This window comes from Parablautia sp. Marseille-Q6255, from assembly GCF_951230155.1.
Taxonomy (GTDB): Bacteria; Bacillota; Clostridia; order Lachnospirales; family Lachnospiraceae; genus Choladousia.
This window is the reverse complement of sequence record NZ_CATNVD010000016.1, coordinates 51,469-71,753: the sequence shown is the minus strand read 5'-3', so window position 1 is coordinate 71,753 and position 20,285 is coordinate 51,469. Positions and strand designations below refer to the sequence as shown.

Here is a 20,285-nt window from a genome sequence, read left to right as displayed (position 1 = left end):
AAAATAATAAAAAATAGGGATACAGTCAATCTGTACTCAATTTCTGTTCAATGAGAATCTAAAAACTTTCCTGTAGAATGACCACAGAATAAAAAACGGGGAAGGAGAAGCTTGTGAAACAGAATGTTGAATTTGAACGGTGCATTGATTTTCTTGTGCGGATGTTAGATAAATACGGCGAAGAGCTGCTCCGGGAACTGGAGGAAGAAAAGAAAAACAATGGACAGGAGAAAACAGAAGAAAATGAAAAGGAAAAAGAAGCGGCAGCTTCCTGAGATGGAAATCGCAGGGCTGCCGTTTCTTTTATGGGAAGAGCATTATTCTGTGTCTTGAGTCTGCATTTCTGACAGCATTATTTGTTCCAGGCGGTTAATGTCCGGAAATACCACTTTTTTCCCTCTGGCATGGAGCTGGCGGAGGCGTTTCATATTTGTGCTGACTTCTTTATGGATAGAATGTTTTACCGGCACGGGATTATTGTTGCGAGTATGTATGTGATCAAGATAACAATCTCTGACAGGAAACATATTCTGGAGAAGGAAAGCTGCTTCTTTTCCATCAAATTCGCCGAGAACGATAGTCAGGCAGCGTCCATATTTTTGTTCTTGTTTATCATGGATTGCTTTATATTTTTGAACCCTTGAACTTAACGGAACCATCCAGAGCAAAGAAGTCTTTTCATCCCGCAAGCAATAAAATGTCGGACGGTATGTTCCGTTTTCTTTGTTTTGCATCAGGTTACCGTCTTGTACTTTTTCAAAATATTCATCTTTTATGTGGTAAACATATCCTTCTTGATAAATCATTTTATCACCTATTAATTAGAATCCTGCTTGCAGGATTCTACGTCTGCGGCGGGTTGCTTGCAACAAATTTCTTCTTCGTTATAAAAATCAGCCCTGCCATGCGGCAGGGCCGAGAATTTTCGAGCCGGACATTTGTTAGACGCTTCCGGTAAGCGAACCATATTTTCGAGCCGTTTATTTATAAGCCGCCAGCGGTGAGCGGACAATATTTTCGATGACAGGTATTCCTGTCTCTATCATTATTATATGTTTGGGATGAAAATATGTCAATGGGAATTAAAAATTTTGAAAAAGAGGTATTGAATATAGTTGGAACAGATGATAAAATTTAGTTGGGACAGTAAAAGGCTGTAATAAATGAGGTAATTGCCATGAAGAATAAAAAAATCAGATGTTATGTATATATCCGTGTATCCACCACCATGCAGGTGGATGGCTACAGTCTGGATGCTCAGAGAGATAAACTGAGAAAATATGCTGAGTATCAGAACATGGAGATTGTACAGGAATTTGCAGATGAAGGGAAATCCGGTAAAAGTGTAGAGGGCAGACCGGAATTTCAACGGATGTTGGACAATATTGAAGATGGTACGGACAATGTACAGTTTGTGCTGGTATTTAAGCTTTCCCGTTTTGGACGTAATGCGGCAGATGTTTTGAATTCATTGCAGCGAATGCAGGATTTTGGAGTGAATCTGATCTGCGTAGAAGATGGTATTGACAGTTCCAAAGACAGTGGCAAGCTGATGATCTCTGTTTTGTCAGCGGTGGCAGAAATTGAACGTGAAAATATTCTGGTGCAGACTATGGAAGGACGGAAGCAGAAGGCCAGAGAAGGAAAATGGAACGGTGGCTTTGCTCCCTATGGTTACAAGTTGGTAAATGGGGAACTTCAGATTGCAGAGGACGAAGCAGAGGTGATTCGACTGATTTTTGATAAATTTATCCATACCAATATGGGAATGAGTGCCATTGCTTCATGGTTGAACCAGCATGGATATAAAAAGAAAAAGAGACAGAATAATACACTGGATGCTTTTGCTACTTCCTTCATTAAAGGGGTTCTGGATAATCCGATCTACTGTGGAAAGCTGGCATTTGGTCGCAGAAAGAATGAAAAAGTTCCCGGAACAAGAAATGAATATCGGATTGTAAAGCAGGAAGAATATATGCTGAATGATGGCATCCATGAAGGTATCATTTCAGAAGAGGATTGGGAACTGGCACATCAGAAACGGCAGAAAACAGGAGTATCATACGAAAAGACCCATAGTCTGGAGCATGAGCATATTTTATCCGGCATTTTGAAATGCCCTCTTTGTGGCAGCGGAATGTATGGGAATGTCAATCGAAAAAAGAGAAAAGACGGTACGGCATATAAGGACTATTTTTATTATGCCTGCAAGCATCGAAGGCTGGTGGATGGGCATAATTGCAGCTACCGCAAACAATGGAGTGAAGATAAGGTGAATGATGCGGTAGAGGAAGTAATCCGGAAACTTGTGCAGAATCCCAAATTTGAGGAAGCAATTTTGAAGAAAATCGGTGCAAGGATTGACACATCGGAAGTGGAAAAGGAAATTGAAGAATTAGAAAAGCAGCACCGACAGCTGACAGGCGCAAAGAACCGGCTTGGACAGCAGATGGACAGCCTGGATATTACAGATCGATTTTATGAGAAAAAATATCAGGATATGGAGACAAGATTGAACCGTCTCTATGATGAAATTGAGGGCGTGGAGAATAGCATCAGTGAGGTCAAGAACCGTCTGTTGAATATCAAACAGAAGAAAATATCAGAAGATAACGTCTACCAATTCTTGCTGTTTTTTGATAAACTATATGACAAGTTCACTGATCTGGAGAAAAAAGAATTTTTAAACAGCTTTGTAGAACAAATAGACATTTATGATCAGGAGCAGCCGGATGGCAGATTCCTGAAGCACATTAAGTTCCGTTTTCCGGTGTATTTTAATGGTGCGGAAACAGAAGAACTTAGTTGGGACAATGAAAGTACCGTTGAGACTGTGGTGGGACTACAAAGGAAAGATACCTAGAAATCCTTGAATTTACGCACTTTGTAGAGTTTTTCAGTTTCAACAAAATCGGTGAAAATCATAAGGAAAAGATACTTGTGCAGAGAGTAACCGTAGTTGTTGCCTTAGACCTCGGTACGGGGAACACAAAAAATCCTGAATATGAAAGTGAATAGTGGACTATCAGATAGTTGATAGATTATAGGGATACTTGGAGTAAAAGTATCCCTATTTTTTATATAGGGCATTCCATAGTGGAGTGCCTTTTTCAATACAAATAACAGGAGGAAAGAAACGTGAAAAACAGTACAGCGTTAGGTGCAAACAGCGGGAAATTTACTCGCACAATAACTTTTAAGGACGAAGCACACAAGAAATTCTACATGGAATATCTGCCGAAGTGCAGATACCAGGATGTGTACCACAAGGCATTGGTATATTGTCTCGGATTGAATTCAGACACAAGAGATCATGTGGACAGAATTTATGATTTTAAAGAAGGATATGTTAAGCCGGAATGTCTGTATGAAGGCTGGCAGACCAGCGGCAGCATGAAAGTGGTTCGGATGGCGTATAACCTTTACTGCAATGGAACGCCTAGTGTTTTTGATATCGAAGATGCAGAAAGAAAACTGGAAGAATGCAGTTGTTATACCGTGGAAGAACTTTTTTGCTGCGGCTATGCAAGATATTTTTGGGAGGCAATTAAAATCCGTTATCCGGAATACTGCTTCTATCAGGATTGGGAGGATATGTATGCTGAAAATTAGGCTTCAAGGAACAACAAACGATATTAAATGGTTCAAAAAAATCCTTGAAAGGGATAAACGAATTAACGTGTTGGATGTTTCCGAGCCGTATGCCAATAAAGGGACAAAAAAGTATTTTCGTGTGTATGCAGAAGTAGAAAAGAACAGACAGTGAGTCAGGAGGATAAAGTTATGTGCAGAGTGATAGCGGTGTCTAACCAGAAAGGTGGAGTCGGCAAGACCACCACAAGCATCAATTTGGGTGTTGGACTGGCAAGAATGGGACAGAGAGTGTTGTTGGTTGACTCCGATCCGCAGGGGCATCTTACCCTCGGGTTGGGATTTCCGAAAAATATCCGGGTGACATTGAAGAACATGATGGAAAATATCATCATGGGGATAGAGTTTGACCCGAAAGAAGCAGTTTTACATCATAAAGAAGGTGTGGACGTGGTTCCGTCCAATAAACTGCTCACGGGTATGGACATGTCTTTGATTACAGTAGATGATCGGGAAAAGGTTCTGAAAGAATATCTGGAAATGATGACAGACGATTACGATTTTATCATTATCGACTGTATGCCATCTTTGGGTATGCTGACGATCAATGCAATGAGTGCTGCCAACAGTGTACTGATACCAGTTCAGCCCCAGTATTATGCTGCGGATGGATTAACGGAACTTCTGAAAGTGGTGAAAGGAACAAAAAAACGTTTTAATCCGGAAATTGAGGTGGAAGGTATCCTGTTTACGATGGACAGCGCACGGTATAACAATTCCAAACGGAATAAGAAAGCCGTCAAAGAGACGTATGGAAAAGAAATGAGGGTATTTGAAAACTCCATCCCCCGTTCAGAAGCGATAGCGGAGATTGCTTCGGAAGGGATCAGTATTTTTGCATATGACAGCCGGAGTAAAGGTGCAAAAAGCTATGAAATGTTGGCGCAGGAGGTGTTGAACCGTGCGTAGACCACAGAAGGATATTCAGTTAACCACTTATGACGATCTGCTTGGCATCAGTGAAACAGATGATACTGGCGTGGATAAAGTAATCGAAGTCCCGTTGGCGGAATTGTTCCCGTTTAAAAACCATCCGTTTTATGTCCTGGATGATGAAAAGATGGAAGAAACCGTAGAGAGTATCCGGAGTTACGGTGTACTTAATCCGGCACTGGTAAGGCCAAGAGCAGAGGGAGGTTATGAACTGGTTGCCGGCCACAGGCGGAAAAGAGCCTGTGAGTTGGCAGGCAGGGATACCATGCCGGTGATTGTCCGGGACTATTCGGACGATGAAGCCGTAGTGATCATGGTGGATTCCAACATCCAGAGAGATAACATCCTGCCAAGTGAAAAAGCCTTTGCTTATAAGATGAAACTGGAGGCTTTGAAACATCAGGGAGTGAAATCTAAAACCGGGAGTGATGCCGAGACAGCCGATCTGGTAGGAAAGGAAGCTGGGGATAGCGGAAGAAAGGTACAGAGGTATATCAGGCTGACGGAACTTCTTCCGGAATTGCTGGAACTGGTAGACAGAGGAAAGATTAAAGTTTCTCCAGCGGTCTCTCTTTCTTATCTTTCAAAAGAAGAACAGGAATGGGTACTGCAGTGCGTTGTCGGGAGAGCAGCATCTGTAAGCGGAACAATGGCAGATCAACTGAAAAAGCACAGTGAAGAGGGAAAACTGACGGAGCTTGCTGTGGAACTGATCTTGTGCGAAGAAAAGAAAGAAACGGGAAAAGTAACGCTTCCGGGTAAAGTGAAGCAGTATTTTCCGAAAGGTTACAGTAACCAACAGATAGAACAGGTCATTTTTGAATTGCTTGAGAACTGGAAAAACAGCCAGTAAGAAATGGGAAGGAGGGAAAGCAAAATGGCAAAACACGATGTTGAATTTGATTATTTCCATGGTTATGAGTCGGAGCAGTTTGCTTTTTACCGTATTCCCAAAGTATTGTTCACAGATGACTATTTTAAGGATCTTTCCAGCGATGCCAAAGTTCTATATGGCCTGATGCTGGACAGGATGTCCTTATCCATCAAAAATAACTGGATTGACGAGGAGGACAGGGTGTACATCATCTTTACTCTGGAGCAGGTCATGCAGTATATGAATTGCGGAAAGGATAAGGGAGTAAAAATTCTTGCCGAGCTGGATACCGGAAAAGGGATTGGCCTGATTGAGCGTGTTAAGCGTGGATTAGGTAAACCTGCCATTATTTATGTGAAAAGTTTTCTGATTAAGGACAGACAGGAGTGCAAGGAGTCTGCTGATGAGAAAGAAAATTACGAGTCCACTGAAGAAAATCAGGAAGCCGAAGCAGCCGAAGTCAAGACTTCTGAAAAACCGAAGTCTGGAGTTCTGGAAAACCGAAGTCTGGAGGTCGGAAAAACCGAAGTCTGGAGGTCGGAAAAACCGAAGTCCGGAAGTCGGAAAAACCGAAGTGCAGAGGTCGGGAAAACCGACCCTAATAATACTTATATTAACAAGAATTATATGAGTAATACTGATCTTATCAATCCATCAGTGGAAATGCAGGGAAACAGGACAGAAGATAGGATGGATGCGATGGCTGTCATACAGGCATATACCGATATTGTGAAAACCAATATTGATTATGACATTTTAATCCAGGGATGCAGGACTGGTGACCGTGAGTACATAGACGAGATCGTAGAGCTTTTGGTTGAGACTATCAGCATTGACCGGGAGACCGTTATGATCAGCGGGGCTGAATATCCGTATCAGTTTGTAAAAAATAAGCTTCTGAAGGTAAATTATTCCCATATCCAGTATGTGCTTGAATGCCTGCATGACACGACAACAAAAGTCCGGAATGTAAAAGCGTATTTGCTGACCTGCCTGTTTAATGCCCCAAGCACGATTGGAAATTACTACAGGGCAGAGGTCAACCATGATATGTATGGAGGAGGTTGGAGTAATGGTTAAGGAAATCTGGAAAAAAGTAATATGGCCGGTGATGGCAGTCCTTTTTCTGGCAGTGGTTTTCCGGCCACTGTGTATGGCAGAGGGCGGCATTGATTACAGGAAACTGCTGTTCCTGATGGGAATACCGTTTGGGGTACAGAAGATGTTTGTCTGGTTGATACCCAGCGGTTACGGTATTGGTGAAACAGTTGGGATATTTGCATTAAACCTGTTGGTAGGTGGTATTATCGGTGGTTTTATACTGGTATGGCGTTTACTGGAAGCGGTTTTTACACTGACAAAGGGACTTGTTTCGGGAGTTATACGAATGACCGGTGTGTGTCGGTAAATTGAATGAAACGGAGGTCTGAGATGGACAGAAAATTAATGGATGACCTGACAGAACGCCGAGCGAGAAATCCTCTTACAAAAGTTGAAGAACTGGAGGAAGCCAACTATAACCAGATAGATGGGATGCTGAACAATTCCATGGTAAAGGACATAGTAAAAAGTGTAAATGAAGGAGTAAGGGCGTTTTCAATCGTAGAAAGATTGGAACTTGCCAAAGAGCAGCTTTCCGGTGAAAAATCAGAAAGCAAACCACTAAAAGATACGGTGAAGAAGCCTGAAATGGGGAGGGATTGATACTTTTGTCATTCTTATATGTCCGAAAATGGACAAAAGAAGGGCACATATCCTATAAATAGACATCTAGAAGGTATGTATAATTACTTGTATAATCCATGTAAATTGACGAATTGTTTTAATTGGGATTTACAGATATCATCCGCCCCAAATAGTAATTACAAACCTGGCTATTATTTAATGGGAATTATACCAGAACTATTATTCTTCCAGTTTGGGTAATGTATTTTAACGGAGAGGTTAATTCTCTCACCGAAAGAGTTATAAATCATAAAAAATGAGTTGTTAGACAAATCTTATCAATATGACCGTTTTTTAAGCATAGTAAGAGCAATTGTCTATTGATGGCGGATGAGAATTTGGTATGCTGACATAGAAGTTGCATGGAATAAGACACAGGGAAACACTGATTAAGGAGTGGAGAAAGAAGCTTAAAGATGATTTAGGTTATTGCATTTGTTATGCATTATTTATTTTTGCTGTATTGGCTTGGATTACCGAAGTATTGTTCGCGGTTTGTTTTTAGGTTTAGGTTGAACTTTTATCCTTTATGTCTTTAAGAAGACATACCTTCTAGCAATTTTTGTGGGGAACTTGCTGGCATTTCTCGTTTTTGTAGCAACACTTCTATTATTTTAAATCGAATTAAGATTAAGAGGTATAAAAAGATTATTAAAAAAGAGGAGATAATATTATGAAGGAATTTTATTTACCATCCACGGATGGAAAAAATCATCTGCACGTTGTTATTTGGGAGCCAAATATGCCAGTAATTGGAATTGTTCAGATTTCCCATGGAATGGTTGAATATATAAAACGCTATGATGAATTTGCAAGGTACTTAAACCAATATGGTATTCTTGTAATTGGGAATGACCATCTTGGTCATGGAGAAACGGCAAAAACAGATGACGATTTGGGGTATTTTTGTCCAAGCAACATGAGTGAAACTGTCGTTGCAGATTTATATGAAGTAACCCGTTTTGCAAAGAAAAATTACCCTAATGTTCCTTACTTCTTGTTTGGACACAGTATGGGGTCATTTATGGCAAGGCGCTATATAATGACATGTGGAAATGAGTTGGATGGAGTGATTATTTCCGGAACAGGCAACCAATCTGGAAGTGTACTGAAAGCTGGTAAAATAATGGTATCGCTGACTAAATTCTTTAAGGGAGACCGCTATAGATCCAAGATGCTGAAAAATATGTTTTTCAGCAAATATAATGATCATATTTCAAACGTCAGGACATCAAATGATTGGCTTACAAAGGATGAAACTATTGTTGATAAATATAACACAGATAAGTATTGTACATATTCCTTCACGGTAAATGGATACCGTACTTTATTGGACGTGCTGTCATTCATACAGAATTCAAATAATATTGCAAAAATACCGAACAACCTTCCTGTATTTTTGATTGCAGGAGAAGAAGACCCTGTTGGGAATTATGGAAAAGCAGTTAAAAATGTTTATGAAATCTATAAAAAAGCAGGAATTAAGGATATTTCGATAAAACTTTATAAAAATGATAGACATGAATTGATCAATGAGACAGACAAAGAAGACGTTTATGACGATATCAGGCATTGGCTGATTTGTCATTTGTAATTTGATTTACCTACAATATAGCACTGAATTTTTTGCTTTTAGGAAGTTTCAGTGCTTTATTTTTTGTTCATTGTGGAAAATATGTGAGTTTGGTATAATATTTTTCATACGAATGGAATGATATACAGAACAGGAGGGATTGATAAGTGTCGGATATTACAAAAAGAGCATTAGAGGCATCTCTCAAAAAGATGTTACTGAAAAAGCCGGTTACCAAAATTACGATTAATGATATTACAGAAGACTGTGGTGTCAATCGTGCAACTTTTTATTATCATTTCAAAGATATTTATGACCTCATTGAATGGTCCTGTGAGGAGGATTCCCGCATAGCAGCAAATGGAAATACTACATATGATACATGGGAACAGGGATTTCTGAATATTTTTCAAGCCGTAGAAGAAAACAAGCCTTTTATACTTAATGTTTACCGTCATGTGAGTCAGGAACAGATTATTCAATATCTGTACAGGGTTGTTTATCAATTGATTATTAACGTTGTTGAAGAATGTGCACAAGGCATGAGTGTCAGGGAGGAGGATAAAAAATTTATTGCCGATTTTTACAAGTATGCTTTTGTAGGTATGATGCTGGACTGGATACGGCAGGACATGAAACCATCACCGGAAAAGATGATTTTCAGACTGAGTAATTTAATAGAGGGAGATATCATTCGTATGCTTGAAAAATGCCGGATTGATAAGCCATATGATAATATCAGCAAATGAGGGAGTTTGTCGAAAAAAACAACAATATAGCCCTGTCATCGAAGAATTCGATGATGGGGCTATTCTGTTGATTGAGAGTAGTTATCATACAATGTATATTGAGGATGTAATTGAAAAACATATATAACGAATTGAAATTCAGGAGGTATGATTATGTATTATTCAAGTGGAAACTATGAAGCTTTTGCTCATCCGCAGAAACCAGAAGGAGTAGATCACAAGTCAGCTTATATTATTGGTACAGGGCTGGCAGCACTTTCAGCCGCATGTTACCTTGTCCGTGATGGTCAGATGAAAGGTGAACGTATACACATTTTTGAAAAAGATCCGATTCCTGGTGGTGCCTGTGATGGGTTTGAATATCCGGGTGTAGGTTATGTAATGCGTGGTGGACGTGAAATGGATAACCATTTTGAAGTTATGTGGGATTTGTTCCATTCTATCCCATCTATTGAAACTGAGGGAGTCAGTGTACTGGATGAGTATTATTGGCTCAATAAAGAAGATCCGAATTACTCCCTTTGCCGTGCTACTGTCAACCGGGGACAGGATGCACATACAGATAAGAAATTTGCAGTTTCAGACAAAGCACAGATGGAGATCATGAGGCTGTTTTTCACGCCGGATGAAGAATTGTATGATAAACGTATTGATGAATATTTTGACGATGAAGTATTTGATTCAAACTTCTGGCTGTACTGGCGGACGATGTTTGCGTTTGAAAACTGGCACAGCGCACTGGAAATGAAGCGTTACATTAAGCGGTATATTCACCATATTGGAGGGCTTCCTGATTTCACCGCTCTGCGCTTTACAAAATATAATCAGTATGAGAGTATGATCCTTCCTATGGTAAAATATCTGGAAAATGCCGGTGTCGTATTCCACTATAATACAAAGGTTGTAAATGTTGAGTTTGATGTTACATCCGATAGAAAGCAGGCTACCCGTATTGAAGTCGAAACAGAAGGCGAGACCCGCTTCGTTGATCTCACAGAGGATGATCTTGTATTCATTACAAATGGAGGATGTGTGGAAAATTCTGCAATGGGATCACAAAATACGCCGGCTCCATATAATCCGGAAATCAAGCCAGGTGGCGGATGGGATATGTGGAGACGTATTGCCGCCCAGAGCCCTGACTTTGGAAATCCTGATAAATTCTGTTATGACAGTGAACTGTGTAACTGGATGAGTGCCACTGTGGAGACACTTGATCAAAGAATTATTCCATATATCACAAATATCTGTAAAAGAGATCCGTTTACTGGTAAAGTGGTCACCGGCGGTATTGTATCTGTAAAAGATTCCAGCTGGCTTTTGAGTTGGACGATTAACCGTCAGCCACAGTTCCGTTCCCAGCCGAAAGACCATTGTCTCGTTTGGATATATGCGCTCTTTAATGACAGACCTGGTGACTATGTCAAAAAGCCGATGAGAGATTGTACGGGTAAAGAAATCTGTATGGAATGGCTGTACCATATTGGTGTGCCGGAAAGTGAAATTGAAGAGTTGGCTGCGAATAGTGCAAATACGGTTCCTGTTATGATGCCTTATATTGATGCCTTTTTCATGCCTCGAAATGATACAGACCGTCCAAAAGTTGTTCCTGATGGAGCAGTAAACTTTGCATTTATTGGCCAGTTTGCCGAGACAGCAAGGGATACTATTTTTACGACAGAGTATTCTATGCGTACCGGTATGGAAGCTGTTTATACCTTGCTTAATGTGGATCGTGGAGTCCCGGAGGTTTGGGGCAGCACATATGATGTGAGGGATCTTTTGAACGCAACTGTTAAATTGCGCGATGGAGAACCACTGACTCAGATGAAGTTGGGAATCAAGGAAAAGATTGCTGTTAAAAAGGCTTTAGACTTTATCAAAAACACAGATGTGGAAAAACTGCTGAAAGAATATCATGTTATTTGAAGCTAAGAGTACAAAGACACTTTTGGAAGATACAGTGGAGAGGAAATCGTATAGGATGTTTGTTGAAAATATCCAAAGGTACAGAAGGTGGCAGGATATCAGACCGATGTGACAGTGAAAGGGACAAATTTGAGTCTTCCACAGTGAGGGCATCCATACATGGCACAACCAAAAGATGGATGCCCAAAGTTAATCATTTTATCGATATTTTCCATCTCAATAGCTCTGGGATGAAGAGTGAATTATTTCTTCGTAATAGTCTGAAAAAAATTTTACAAGATACTCATAAGCCTACAATGCAGTTACAGGAGGGATGGAATGCCAGATTTTTATGGATTTTATACAGGAAAAACATTAGATGCTTATGAATGGATGGGAGCCCATCTGATGCAAAGCGGAGTAAAGTTTTCTACCTTTGCACCAAATGCCAGAGATGTAGTTCTTTTGTGGAATGGTCAGGAAATTCCTATGAATAAAATACACGATGGAAATTTTTATGAAGTTTATGTAGAAGGTGCAAAGGAAGGGGAATGCTACGAATATCGTATTTATGGACAAAACGGAAGTGCCACGGATCATTGTGATCCTTATGGGTTTGGAATGCAGCTAAGACCGGATCATCAATCCGTGATTAGAAATCTTTATGATTATCAGTTTCAGGATGATACATGGATGGATACCAGAAATGACAGGAAAGGTGAACCACTGAACATTTATGAATTGCATATAGGATCCTGGAAACGAAAGATTGAAGAGAATTATGAATGGTACCGATACGATGAGCTTGCAGAACCCCTGATTACTTATCTAAAAGAAACAGGATATAATTATGTGGAATTTCTCCCCATCAGTGAGCATCCCTGTGATGAAAGCTGGGGTTACCAAAATACAGGTTTTTTTGCACCTACCAGCAGATATGGTACTCTGAATGAGCTGAAAATCTTGATTGACAGACTCCATCAGAACAACATTGGAGTAATTCTTGATTTTGTGCCGGTGCATTTTGCTATAGATGATTACAGCTTGACAAAATATGATGGGAGCTGCTTATATGAATATCCAAGTAAGGATGTGGGAGTCAGCGAATGGGGCAGCCATAATTTCATGCATTCCAGGGGAGAAGTACGAAGTTTTCTGCAGTCTGCAGCAAATTATTGGATGAAAGAATTTCATTTTGACGGACTGCGTATGGATGCTATAAGTCGCATCATTTACTGGCAGGGCGATGAGCACCGAGGTGTCAATGGAAACGCCGTGGAGTTTATCAAATTTATGAATCAGGAACTGAAAAGATTAAATTCCGGATGTATTCTGGTAGCAGAGGATTCTACAAATTTTCCAAATGTGACGAAACCGGTATGTGAAGGTGGACTTGGCTTTGACTATAAATGGGATATGGGCTGGATGCATGATACGTTGGAGTACTTCCAATCGAATCCACAGAATCGAAGCGAAAAGTATCATAAACTAACATTCTCCATGCATTATTTTAGGAATGAAAACTTTTTATTGCCTTTATCTCATGATGAAGTGGTTCATGGAAAAGCCACAATCTTGCAAAAAATGAATGGGCAATATGAAGATAAATTTCCACAGGCAAGAGCCCTGTATCTTTATATGATGATTCATCCCGGAAAAAAACTCAATTTCATGGGAAATGAAATTGGACAGTTGAGAGAATGGGATGAAAAAAGAGAGCAGGACTGGAATCTTAGAAAATATCCGATTCATGATTCTTTTTATCGATTTATGAAGGAGCTAAATCATGCTTATCTGGAACATCCGGCGCTGTCTTCCTGGGATTATCTGGAAGAAGGATTTTCGTGGTTGGACTGTCATCAGGAGAGCCGACGTATTTATGCAATTTTAAGAAGAGGCAAGGATGAAAAACTGGCAGCAATCTTTAATTTCAGTGACCAGATACAGAACGATTATGAAGTGGAGATTGAAGAGGCAAAACAGGTTAAGATGCTTGTTTATAGTGACTGGAACCGTTTTGGTGGTGATTCCCCAGAAAATCTGGAAATCTGTACCCTTAAAAATGGTGTGCTAAACTGTACATTAAATCCGTTTTCTGCTGTTCTGTTAGAAATAAAGTAAATTTGGAAATTATGAAATGTAAAAAAGCGAAGGTTATCTTTGGAATTTAATCAAGGATAGCATTCGCTTTCCTTTTTAGTGGGTTGGAGAAGATGCAAATTATCAATAGAAGAAAGAGTGGAAAGAAAGCCGGCACAAAGATCAGAACAATCCTCAAAAAAGAAACCAAAGAAAAGAGAGTCGGTGATCAAGAGATTACGGGAAAAACAGATTGCAATCGCTGTGAAATCTGGAAAACCGGTACCGAGATATTTGGAGCAGGATATGGAAAGGAGGAGAGGATAAATGCTATGAAACTGTCAAAGTATGAAAAAGAAACGATTATCCTGACAAATGAAGAGGAGAAATATCTGGAGTGTCTAAGTAATACAGCCCCAAAAGGGAAAATTTTAAACAAACTATCATTATTAGGATTCGAAATTGTTCTTGGAATGATTCAGGCTAATTTCAAAGTAAGGTTTTTCTTTTTTATCTATTAAGTGTTTATGACCTTTGCTATAATAATATAAAATGGTTTCTAGTAAAATGATGTATATGAAAGATAATTGGAGGCATCGATGATTAAAATAGAACAAGTTTTTTCGATAAAAAAATGGGAAATAGTACAGGATTCCTTGGCAGAAACAACAGGTATGGCAATTTTGATGGTGGATTATAAGGGAAGACCGATTACAAAGCATAGTTGTTGCTGTGAGTTTTGTGACAAGGTAAGATCAGATGAGGTTTTGAAAAAGTATTGTGAAAAATGTGATTCTCGAGGTGGAGCGGAAGCAGTGAGACAAAACAAGCCATATATTTATAAGTGTTGCTTTGGAATGGTGGATGTGGCAATTCCCATTGTGTTTAAAGAGACATATTTAGGTGCAGTAATGATCGGACAAGTAAGGACAGATTATAATGATTTAGAGCAGATTGCTTCAGCCCCAGAAAATAAAATAATTCAAGGGAAATTGAAAGCTTTAAAAGATGAATATGAGAAGGTTCGTGAATTGGATTTTAATAAGATTAATACAGTTTCATATATGTTATATGATATTTGCAACTATATTGTCGAGAGGGAAAATCAAAATGCCATGGGTGTACACGAGGAAGATTTCGTTCTTCATAAAGAAAATGAAGAAAGGGTCAAAAAGAATAGAATTGTGGAAATGGCACAGAAATATATTGAAGAGAATTTAGAAAATAATGTTACTCTTGCAGAAACAGCAAAAAACTGTCATGTAAGTGCCAGTCATTTAAGCAGGTTGTTTATAAAAGAAACCGGAGAAGGATTTTCGGTATATGTATCAAATGCAAAAATAGAAAAAGCAAAAGAATGGTTGGAAATAGAAGAATGGTCTGTTAGCGATATTAGTTATCGGTTGGGATTTAATGAAACGGGATATTTTATTCGAACATTCAAGAAAAAAGTAGGGATGACACCGGGAATGTATCGCAAGCATAGGGAGAATGTACATAAAAAAGTGAAAAATTAATACAATTTATCATAAAAGTGCAATTGAAAAGCGATAAAGCAAAAAAGTAATAGCAAAAAATACAAAAACAAGATTTATAATCACGCAGAAATTAGCGGAAATATATAATAAGATAATGCTATCAAAAAACGGTGAAAGAAGGAGGAAATTATTGTGAGAAAAGCATTTATCTGTCCAACAAAATATGTACAGGGAGAAGATGAGATTTTAAATCTTGGTTATTTTGTAAAAACATTTGGGGATTCAGCGCTTTTGATTGCTCATCCGGATGATGTAAAAAGAGTAGGGGACAAATTAAAGCGTACTGCAGAAAAATTCAATATTCGTTTTGTGGAAAGTGAATTCTGTGGAGAATGTTCAAGAAGAGAAGTTTCTAGATTACAGGAACTGGCAAAAGAAAGTAATTGCACATGTACCATCGGTCTAGGGGGAGGAAAAGCCATTGATACAGCAAAGTGTGTGGCAGAGGGAGAAAATCTGATCATTGTTCCTACCATTGCAGCTACGGATGCACCAACCAGTCATTCAGCAGTTTTATATACTCCAGAAGGTGCCTTTGATGATTATGCATATTTCAAACAGAGCCCAAGCGTGATTTTAATTGATACTACGGTAATTGCCAACGCGCCTGTTCGCTTTTTGGTATCAGGAATGGGAGATGCATTATCTACATTTTTCGAAGCACGTGCTAATGTACAATCATATTCAAGAGTTAATGCAGGACTTCCATGTGGCTTTCGTGAAGGCGTGTGTGGTGAAGCAAGAGGGACAAAGGCTGCATTTGCGTTAGCCTCCCTTTGTTATGAATCTCTTTTAGAAGATGGATGGAAAGCAAAGCTTGCATGCGAAAATCATGTGGTAACAGAATCCCTGGAAAAGATAATTGAGACCAATATTTTACTTTCTGGACTTGGATTTGAGAGTGGCGGTTTGGCAGCAGCTCATGCTATCCATGATGGACTTACAATCTTAGAGGGGACACATAAATATTTTCATGGTGAAAAGGTAGCTTTCGGAACTATAGCACAGCTTGCGCTTGAAAATGCGCCTATGGAAGAAATAGAAGAAGTTCTTGAGTTCTGTTTATCCATTGGACTTCCGGTTTGCTTGGAGGATATTGGAGTGAATAACATCACAGAAGAAGAGTTATATCAAGTGGCAGAAAAGGCTTGTATTCCAGAAGAATCTATTTATGCAATGCCATTCCCTGTTACAGTGGAAAAGGTTGCTGCAGCAATTAAACTGGCAGATTCTATTGGAAAAGAATACAAAACACGCAATTGTTAAGGATAGGAGGAATGAAGTATGAAAAAAATCATTAACCGTCCGGAAACAGTTGTGGAAGAAATGTGTAAAGGACTTGCTTTAACAAATCCGGATTTGGAATTTATAAAAAAATACAAGATTATTCGAAAAAAAACTCTTGATAAAAAGAAGGTTAGCCTGATTAGTGGTGGGGGAAGTGGTCACGAACCGGCACACGCAGGATTTGTGGGGAAGGGAATGCTGGATGCGGCTGTTTGCGGAGATGTTTTTGCGTCACCGTCTCAGATTCAGGTGTATCAAGCGATTAAGGAAACTGCCGGTGATAAGGGTACACTTCTGATTATAAAGAACTATAGTGGTGATATGATGAATTTCAAAAATGCAGCTCACCTTGCAGAAGAAGATGGGATTCAAGTAGATTATGTAAAGGTGGATGATGATATTGCTGTTAAGGATAGCCTCTATACGGTAGGCAGGCGAGGTGTTGCAGGTACAGTCCTAGTACATAAAATAGCAGGTGCAGCAGCAGAAAAAGGAGGATCTCTGAAACAGGTGAAAACTGCGGCGGAAAATGCAATAAGTAATGTGCGAAGCATAGGATTTGCACTGAGTTCATGTACTGTTCCGGCAAAAGGAACTCCAACCTTTGAATTAAAAGAACATGAGATGGAGTATGGCGTTGGTATTCACGGAGAACCTGGAATTCAAAGGGAAAACATTCCTTCGGCAGATGAGCTGGCTAAAAGAATGACAGATGCATTGATAACAGAATTAAATGTAACTCAAGGAGAAGAAGTGACCGTTCTGGTGAATGGATTTGGAAGCACTCCCTTACAGGAGTTGTATCTTTTTAATTATGCAGTAGCAAAGGTGCTTCGCGAAAAGAAAATACGTATTTACAGAAGCTTTGCAGGAAATTATATGACAAGTATTGATATGCTTGGAGCATCTTTAACTTTTATGAAAATGAATGCAGAATTAAAAGAACTTTTAGATCAAGAATCGGAAGCGCCGGCATTTTCTGTAAAGGGGCATGTTCCGGAAATTGTACTTGAGGAAGAGACACTTGAATGTAAAAAAGAAGAGGATTTGATAGAAGAACCATATAAAGCTTGTGCAGAAGTAAACAATGAAAAAGTTACACTAGAAAATATCGTTTATATGGTAGACACCATGAGCCACTGCATTATCAAAAATGAGGTTCCATTCTGTGAACTTGATTCCCATGCCGGTGATGGAGATTTTGGAATGAGTGTGGCAAAAGGATTTCGTCAGCTTAAGAAAGAGTGGAAAGAACTTACGAAAGAGCATACATCCAGTATAGGAGAATTTCTTCAGGCGTGTTCATTGGTGATTATGGAACATTGTGGAGGGGCGTCCGGACCAATCTGGGGTTCTGCATTCCGAGCAGCAGGAAAAATGACAGATGGAAAAACAGAGCTGGAGATTTTAGAATTTGCGGATATGATGCAGGCGGCAGTAGCAGGAATCCAGAAAACGGGAGAATATTCTTTTGGACGAGGTGCAGTAGTGGGTGATAAAACGCTGATTGATGCGTTGGTCCCGTGTGCAGATACTTGGGCAACTTGTGCAAATAAAAAAGAAACATTCGAACATGCTTTTACACAAGCAGCGCAGGCAGCAGTGCAAGGCGCAAAAGCTACAGAGACAATTGCGGCAAGAATGGGACGTGCAGGTACTGTTGGTGATAGAAGTATTGGATATCCAGATGCAGGCGCGTATGCTCTTGGTGTGATATTTACAGATTTGAAGAATACACTTGTATTTTGAATAAAAAGGAATGGCATTAATAAGTTTTAATGGAGGTGTGTGTGTATGTTACACGAAGTAAAATTTCAATCCTTTAACGAAAGAGATCAAGTTTATGGTTGGATTTATGTTCCAGCCACAAAGCCAAAAGGAATCGTTCAAATAATCCATGGTTTTGGAGAGCATTCTAGACGTTATCTACATTTGATTGTAAAATTTATGGATGCAGGCTATATTGTTGCTGCTGATGACCATGTAGGACATGGTAAAACGGCATTGGAAAACAATACATGGGGAGATTGGGGCGACAAAGGTGCTCATACTATGATGGAAGACGAATATACCCTTACAACTCTTGTTAAAGAGAAATATCCAAAGCTTCCATATTTTTTATTCGGACATAGCATGGGATCTATGATTGCAAGAGACTATGCGTCGAAATATGGAACTGAACTTGATGGACTGATAATTTGTGGCACATGTGGTGTATTCCGTCATTCTGCAGAAAGTGCCAAATTTTTGAAAAAATTGATTGATGAAGGAAAAGGCAAAGAAGCAGATCCCTCTATTGTAAATATATTACTGGGATGGATGTGCGAATATTGTGGAGAAATAAAACTTGGAAATGAGTGGATTTGTCATAGTGAATATGTGCAACAGGATCATGCGGACGATCCTTTTGACGCATTTACTAAACCGACAAATAATCAATCTTTGTATAATTTTACACAGTTAATGGATGTAATCACTGGGAAAGAATGGGCTGAAAAAATCCCAACGGAGCTCCCAATTTATAACATTGCAGGTGATATGGATCCAGTTGGCGAATACGGAGAGGGGGTATACGAGGTCGCTAATTGGCTACGTTCTACGGGACATCGTGTTACAACAAAACTCTATCCTGGTTATCGTCATGAAATTCTAAACTATACGGAGATTAAAGACGAAGTAGAAGCTGGGGTTATTGCATTTATGGATGCAAATATAATTTGAAATTGAAAAATTCTATAAAAAAGGGCGATATCGGTGAATTACTTAAAGTATGCGCGCTTATTATAATGGAGCATTTCGGAGGTGCATGGATTGGAGGCAGACACTGGTACATGCTTTTGAACCATGGATTTAACATTGGATTGAAGAAGTGGGGGCTTATGCATTAGGAGTATGAATGTAGTAAATTTCATAATCAGTAAAGATTTACTTGAAAATAGGATAAAAGATGGAGTAGGATGGCTCAATCCCTTATCCTATTACTTAGTTAAAGTTGAAATATAAGTTGTAGAGTCATATACGAGACATGTATGTACGGTTCAATGGGAGGGGCGAGAAATTTATACTTCCTCTACCCTATTCGTTTTACTAGCCCCTTACGAAGAACCCTCTTAAATCGCCCCTCATAAAGTTTGAATACCCCAAAGCTTCCCATTGTCGAAACTTATATCGGCAATGGGAAGCTTTTATTAATTTAGGACTTTGAATGAATCCAGACAAACATGTTAAGATTGCCTAGTTTTTGGATATATAGAAGACGTTTGCCCATAGAAGAAGAATGAAATAGTATGTAGAATTTAGGTAAGAAAAAGAGAATGGAGGTGAAAATATTGAAAAAGATTCGTATGGCAAGAGATGGGTATGTTTTGATTTCAATTATTTTCTATATAGCTGGAATCGTATGTATGACAATACCATCTATATCCCCACTGGTGCTATGTATCACAGGGGGCATCATATTAGTTGCCTATGGAATTGTTAAGATTATTGGATATCTTTCAGATGATTTGTATGATCTGGCTTTCCAATATGATCTGGCTTGTGGAATATTCCTGATAGTGCTTGGTGTGATAGTGCTTGGATGCAATTTGCGTATCCGTTCATATCTTTCACCAGGACTTGGATTGTTGATTTTGCTTGATGCTGTATTAAAAGTTCAGACTGCAAAAGACGCAAAAGTATTTGGACTTGAAATATGGAAATGGATATTGACACTTTCCATCATTGTAGCTGCTTTTGGGATCTTAATTATAATAAAGCCGTTTCAGGAAAGTCAGATCAGTCATGTCATTATCGGATGCGGTTTCTTTGCAGAAGGTCTCATGAACCATCTCACGGTCAAGGAGACGGTGAAGATTGCAAAACAAATCCAAGGACAGGAAAAGAACGAGGAAGATACTGACTGGGAAGAATAGCATGTTTAAGTAAAATTTATTATTAACAAATATAAAATCTTAGGAGGAACTCTA

The 20,285-nt window shown here is 39.2% G+C and carries 20 protein-coding genes and 1 pseudogene; 19 read left to right on the top strand and 2 right to left on the bottom strand.

Annotation, left to right across the window (positions count from 1 at the left end; genetic code table 11):
• The first annotated feature begins 113 nt into the window (after nt 1-113).
• Complete coding sequence (locus tag QOX44_RS13350) at nt 114-275, top strand: hypothetical protein (RefSeq protein ID WP_283683709.1); 162 nt, start codon at nt 114-116, stop codon at nt 273-275.
• Nucleotides 276-317: 42 nt separating this feature from the next.
• Here the strand turns inward: QOX44_RS13350 and cptIN are convergent, their stop codons facing one another.
• Nucleotides 318-806, bottom strand: coding sequence for a type III toxin-antitoxin system CptIN family toxin (gene cptIN, locus QOX44_RS13345; protein ID WP_283683707.1), 489 nt, complete (start codon nt 804-806; stop codon nt 318-320).
• 371 nt (nt 807-1,177) lie between these two features.
• Here cptIN and QOX44_RS13340 point away from each other — a divergent pair, with 371 nt between their 5' ends.
• The 11 genes from QOX44_RS13340 (at nt 1,178) to QOX44_RS13290 (ending at nt 11,434) form a co-directional block, all read left to right on the top strand.
• Nucleotides 1,178-2,863, top strand: a complete 1,686-nt coding sequence (locus QOX44_RS13340) for a recombinase family protein (RefSeq protein WP_283683706.1) — start codon at nt 1,178-1,180, stop codon at nt 2,861-2,863.
• 275 nt (nt 2,864-3,138) lie between these two features.
• Complete coding sequence (locus QOX44_RS13335; RefSeq protein WP_283683704.1) at nt 3,139-3,612, top strand: DUF6075 family protein; 474 nt, start codon at nt 3,139-3,141, stop codon at nt 3,610-3,612.
• Entirely contained in the window at nt 3,599-3,766 is a 168-nt protein-coding gene (locus tag QOX44_RS13330; RefSeq protein WP_196801905.1) for a hypothetical protein, read from the top strand. The genes QOX44_RS13335 and QOX44_RS13330 overlap by 14 nt, the downstream gene beginning before the upstream one ends.
• 17 nt (nt 3,767-3,783) lie before the next feature.
• A complete protein-coding gene (locus QOX44_RS13325) occupies nt 3,784-4,560 on the top strand; it encodes a ParA family protein (RefSeq protein WP_283683700.1) in 777 nt (258 codons plus the stop codon).
• Nucleotides 4,553-5,437: a ParB/RepB/Spo0J family partition protein gene (locus QOX44_RS13320; RefSeq protein ID WP_283683698.1), complete on the top strand. Its 885-nt coding sequence runs from the start codon at nt 4,553-4,555 to the stop codon at nt 5,435-5,437. Before QOX44_RS13325 ends, QOX44_RS13320 begins: the two co-directional genes overlap by 8 nt.
• Nucleotides 5,438-5,461: 24 nt before the next feature.
• A complete protein-coding gene (locus QOX44_RS13315; protein ID WP_283683696.1) occupies nt 5,462-6,538 on the top strand; it encodes a DUF6017 domain-containing protein in 1,077 nt (358 codons plus the stop codon).
• Nucleotides 6,531-6,866 (top strand): DUF6050 family protein, encoded by a 336-nt coding sequence (locus tag QOX44_RS13310; RefSeq protein ID WP_283683695.1) that lies wholly within the window; start codon nt 6,531-6,533, stop codon nt 6,864-6,866. The genes QOX44_RS13315 and QOX44_RS13310 overlap by 8 nt, the downstream gene beginning before the upstream one ends.
• 23 nt (nt 6,867-6,889) lie before the next feature.
• On the top strand, nt 6,890-7,162 hold the full coding sequence (locus tag QOX44_RS13305) for a DUF4316 domain-containing protein (RefSeq protein ID WP_283683693.1): 273 nt from the start codon (nt 6,890-6,892) through the stop codon (nt 7,160-7,162).
• Between the two features lie 694 nt (nt 7,163-7,856).
• Nucleotides 7,857-8,777 (top strand): alpha/beta fold hydrolase, encoded by a 921-nt coding sequence (locus QOX44_RS13300; protein ID WP_283683691.1) that lies wholly within the window; start codon nt 7,857-7,859, stop codon nt 8,775-8,777.
• 146 nt (nt 8,778-8,923) lie between these two features.
• Entirely contained in the window at nt 8,924-9,505 is a 582-nt protein-coding gene (locus QOX44_RS13295; RefSeq protein WP_283683689.1) for a TetR/AcrR family transcriptional regulator, read from the top strand.
• A 153-nt stretch (nt 9,506-9,658) separates the two neighbouring features.
• Entirely contained in the window at nt 9,659-11,434 is a 1,776-nt protein-coding gene (locus QOX44_RS13290) for an oleate hydratase (protein WP_283683687.1), read from the top strand.
• A gap of 116 nt (nt 11,435-11,550) precedes the next feature.
• On the opposite strand, the pseudogene QOX44_RS18330 reads toward QOX44_RS13290, so the two are convergent.
• A pseudogene (locus tag QOX44_RS18330) lies at nt 11,551-11,680 on the bottom strand (IS91 family transposase); the annotation flags it as partial.
• A gap of 72 nt (nt 11,681-11,752) precedes the next feature.
• Between QOX44_RS18330 and glgB the strand changes: the two are divergent.
• The 7 genes from glgB (at nt 11,753) to QOX44_RS13255 (ending at nt 20,231) form a co-directional block, all read left to right on the top strand.
• The gene (gene glgB / locus QOX44_RS13285) at nt 11,753-13,534 is read left to right on the top strand and encodes a 1,4-alpha-glucan branching protein GlgB (RefSeq protein WP_283683685.1); all 1,782 of its coding nucleotides are present in this window, start codon (nt 11,753-11,755) and stop codon (nt 13,532-13,534) included.
• 92 nt (nt 13,535-13,626) lie between these two features.
• Nucleotides 13,627-14,013, top strand: a complete 387-nt coding sequence (locus tag QOX44_RS13280) for a hypothetical protein (protein ID WP_283683683.1) — start codon at nt 13,627-13,629, stop codon at nt 14,011-14,013.
• Nucleotides 14,014-14,091: 78 nt separating this feature from the next.
• Nucleotides 14,092-15,009: a PocR ligand-binding domain-containing protein gene (locus QOX44_RS13275; RefSeq protein ID WP_283683681.1), complete on the top strand. Its 918-nt coding sequence runs from the start codon at nt 14,092-14,094 to the stop codon at nt 15,007-15,009.
• Nucleotides 15,010-15,162: 153 nt separating this feature from the next.
• Nucleotides 15,163-16,296, top strand: coding sequence for a glycerol dehydrogenase (locus QOX44_RS13270; protein ID WP_283683679.1), 1,134 nt, complete (start codon nt 15,163-15,165; stop codon nt 16,294-16,296).
• Between the two features lie 18 nt (nt 16,297-16,314).
• Nucleotides 16,315-18,066: a dihydroxyacetone kinase subunit DhaK gene (gene dhaK, locus QOX44_RS13265; protein ID WP_283683677.1), complete on the top strand. Its 1,752-nt coding sequence runs from the start codon at nt 16,315-16,317 to the stop codon at nt 18,064-18,066.
• A 45-nt stretch (nt 18,067-18,111) separates the two neighbouring features.
• Nucleotides 18,112-19,038 carry an alpha/beta fold hydrolase gene (locus QOX44_RS13260; RefSeq protein WP_283683676.1) on the top strand — a complete coding sequence of 309 codons (927 nt, stop codon included), beginning with the start codon at nt 18,112-18,114 and terminating at the stop codon, nt 19,036-19,038.
• A 608-nt stretch (nt 19,039-19,646) separates the two neighbouring features.
• Nucleotides 19,647-20,231 (top strand): DUF308 domain-containing protein, encoded by a 585-nt coding sequence (locus QOX44_RS13255; protein WP_158024865.1) that lies wholly within the window; start codon nt 19,647-19,649, stop codon nt 20,229-20,231.
• The last annotated feature ends 54 nt before the right edge of the window (nt 20,232-20,285 follow it).

What these genes read in the sequence shown, in the direction of transcription:
- cptIN (WP_283683707.1), bottom strand. Translation starts at nt 806, where the DNA reads ATGATTTATCAAGAAGGATATGTTTACCACATAAAAGATGAATATTTT.
- QOX44_RS13340 (WP_283683706.1), top strand. Translation starts at nt 1,178, where the DNA reads ATGAAGAATAAAAAAATCAGATGTTATGTATATATCCGTGTATCCACC.
- QOX44_RS13330 (WP_196801905.1), top strand. Translation starts at nt 3,599, where the DNA reads ATGCTGAAAATTAGGCTTCAAGGAACAACAAACGATATTAAATGGTTC.
- QOX44_RS13325 (WP_283683700.1), top strand. Translation starts at nt 3,784, where the DNA reads ATGTGCAGAGTGATAGCGGTGTCTAACCAGAAAGGTGGAGTCGGCAAG.
- QOX44_RS13315 (WP_283683696.1), top strand. Translation starts at nt 5,462, where the DNA reads ATGGCAAAACACGATGTTGAATTTGATTATTTCCATGGTTATGAGTCG.
- QOX44_RS13310 (WP_283683695.1), top strand. Translation starts at nt 6,531, where the DNA reads ATGGTTAAGGAAATCTGGAAAAAAGTAATATGGCCGGTGATGGCAGTC.
- QOX44_RS13305 (WP_283683693.1), top strand. Translation starts at nt 6,890, where the DNA reads ATGGACAGAAAATTAATGGATGACCTGACAGAACGCCGAGCGAGAAAT.
- QOX44_RS13300 (WP_283683691.1), top strand. Translation starts at nt 7,857, where the DNA reads ATGAAGGAATTTTATTTACCATCCACGGATGGAAAAAATCATCTGCAC.
- QOX44_RS13290 (WP_283683687.1), top strand. Translation starts at nt 9,659, where the DNA reads ATGTATTATTCAAGTGGAAACTATGAAGCTTTTGCTCATCCGCAGAAA.
- glgB (WP_283683685.1), top strand. Translation starts at nt 11,753, where the DNA reads ATGCCAGATTTTTATGGATTTTATACAGGAAAAACATTAGATGCTTAT.
- QOX44_RS13280 (WP_283683683.1), top strand. Translation starts at nt 13,627, where the DNA reads ATGCAAATTATCAATAGAAGAAAGAGTGGAAAGAAAGCCGGCACAAAG.
- QOX44_RS13275 (WP_283683681.1), top strand. Translation starts at nt 14,092, where the DNA reads ATGATTAAAATAGAACAAGTTTTTTCGATAAAAAAATGGGAAATAGTA.
- dhaK (WP_283683677.1), top strand. Translation starts at nt 16,315, where the DNA reads ATGAAAAAAATCATTAACCGTCCGGAAACAGTTGTGGAAGAAATGTGT.
- QOX44_RS13260 (WP_283683676.1), top strand. Translation starts at nt 18,112, where the DNA reads ATGTTACACGAAGTAAAATTTCAATCCTTTAACGAAAGAGATCAAGTT.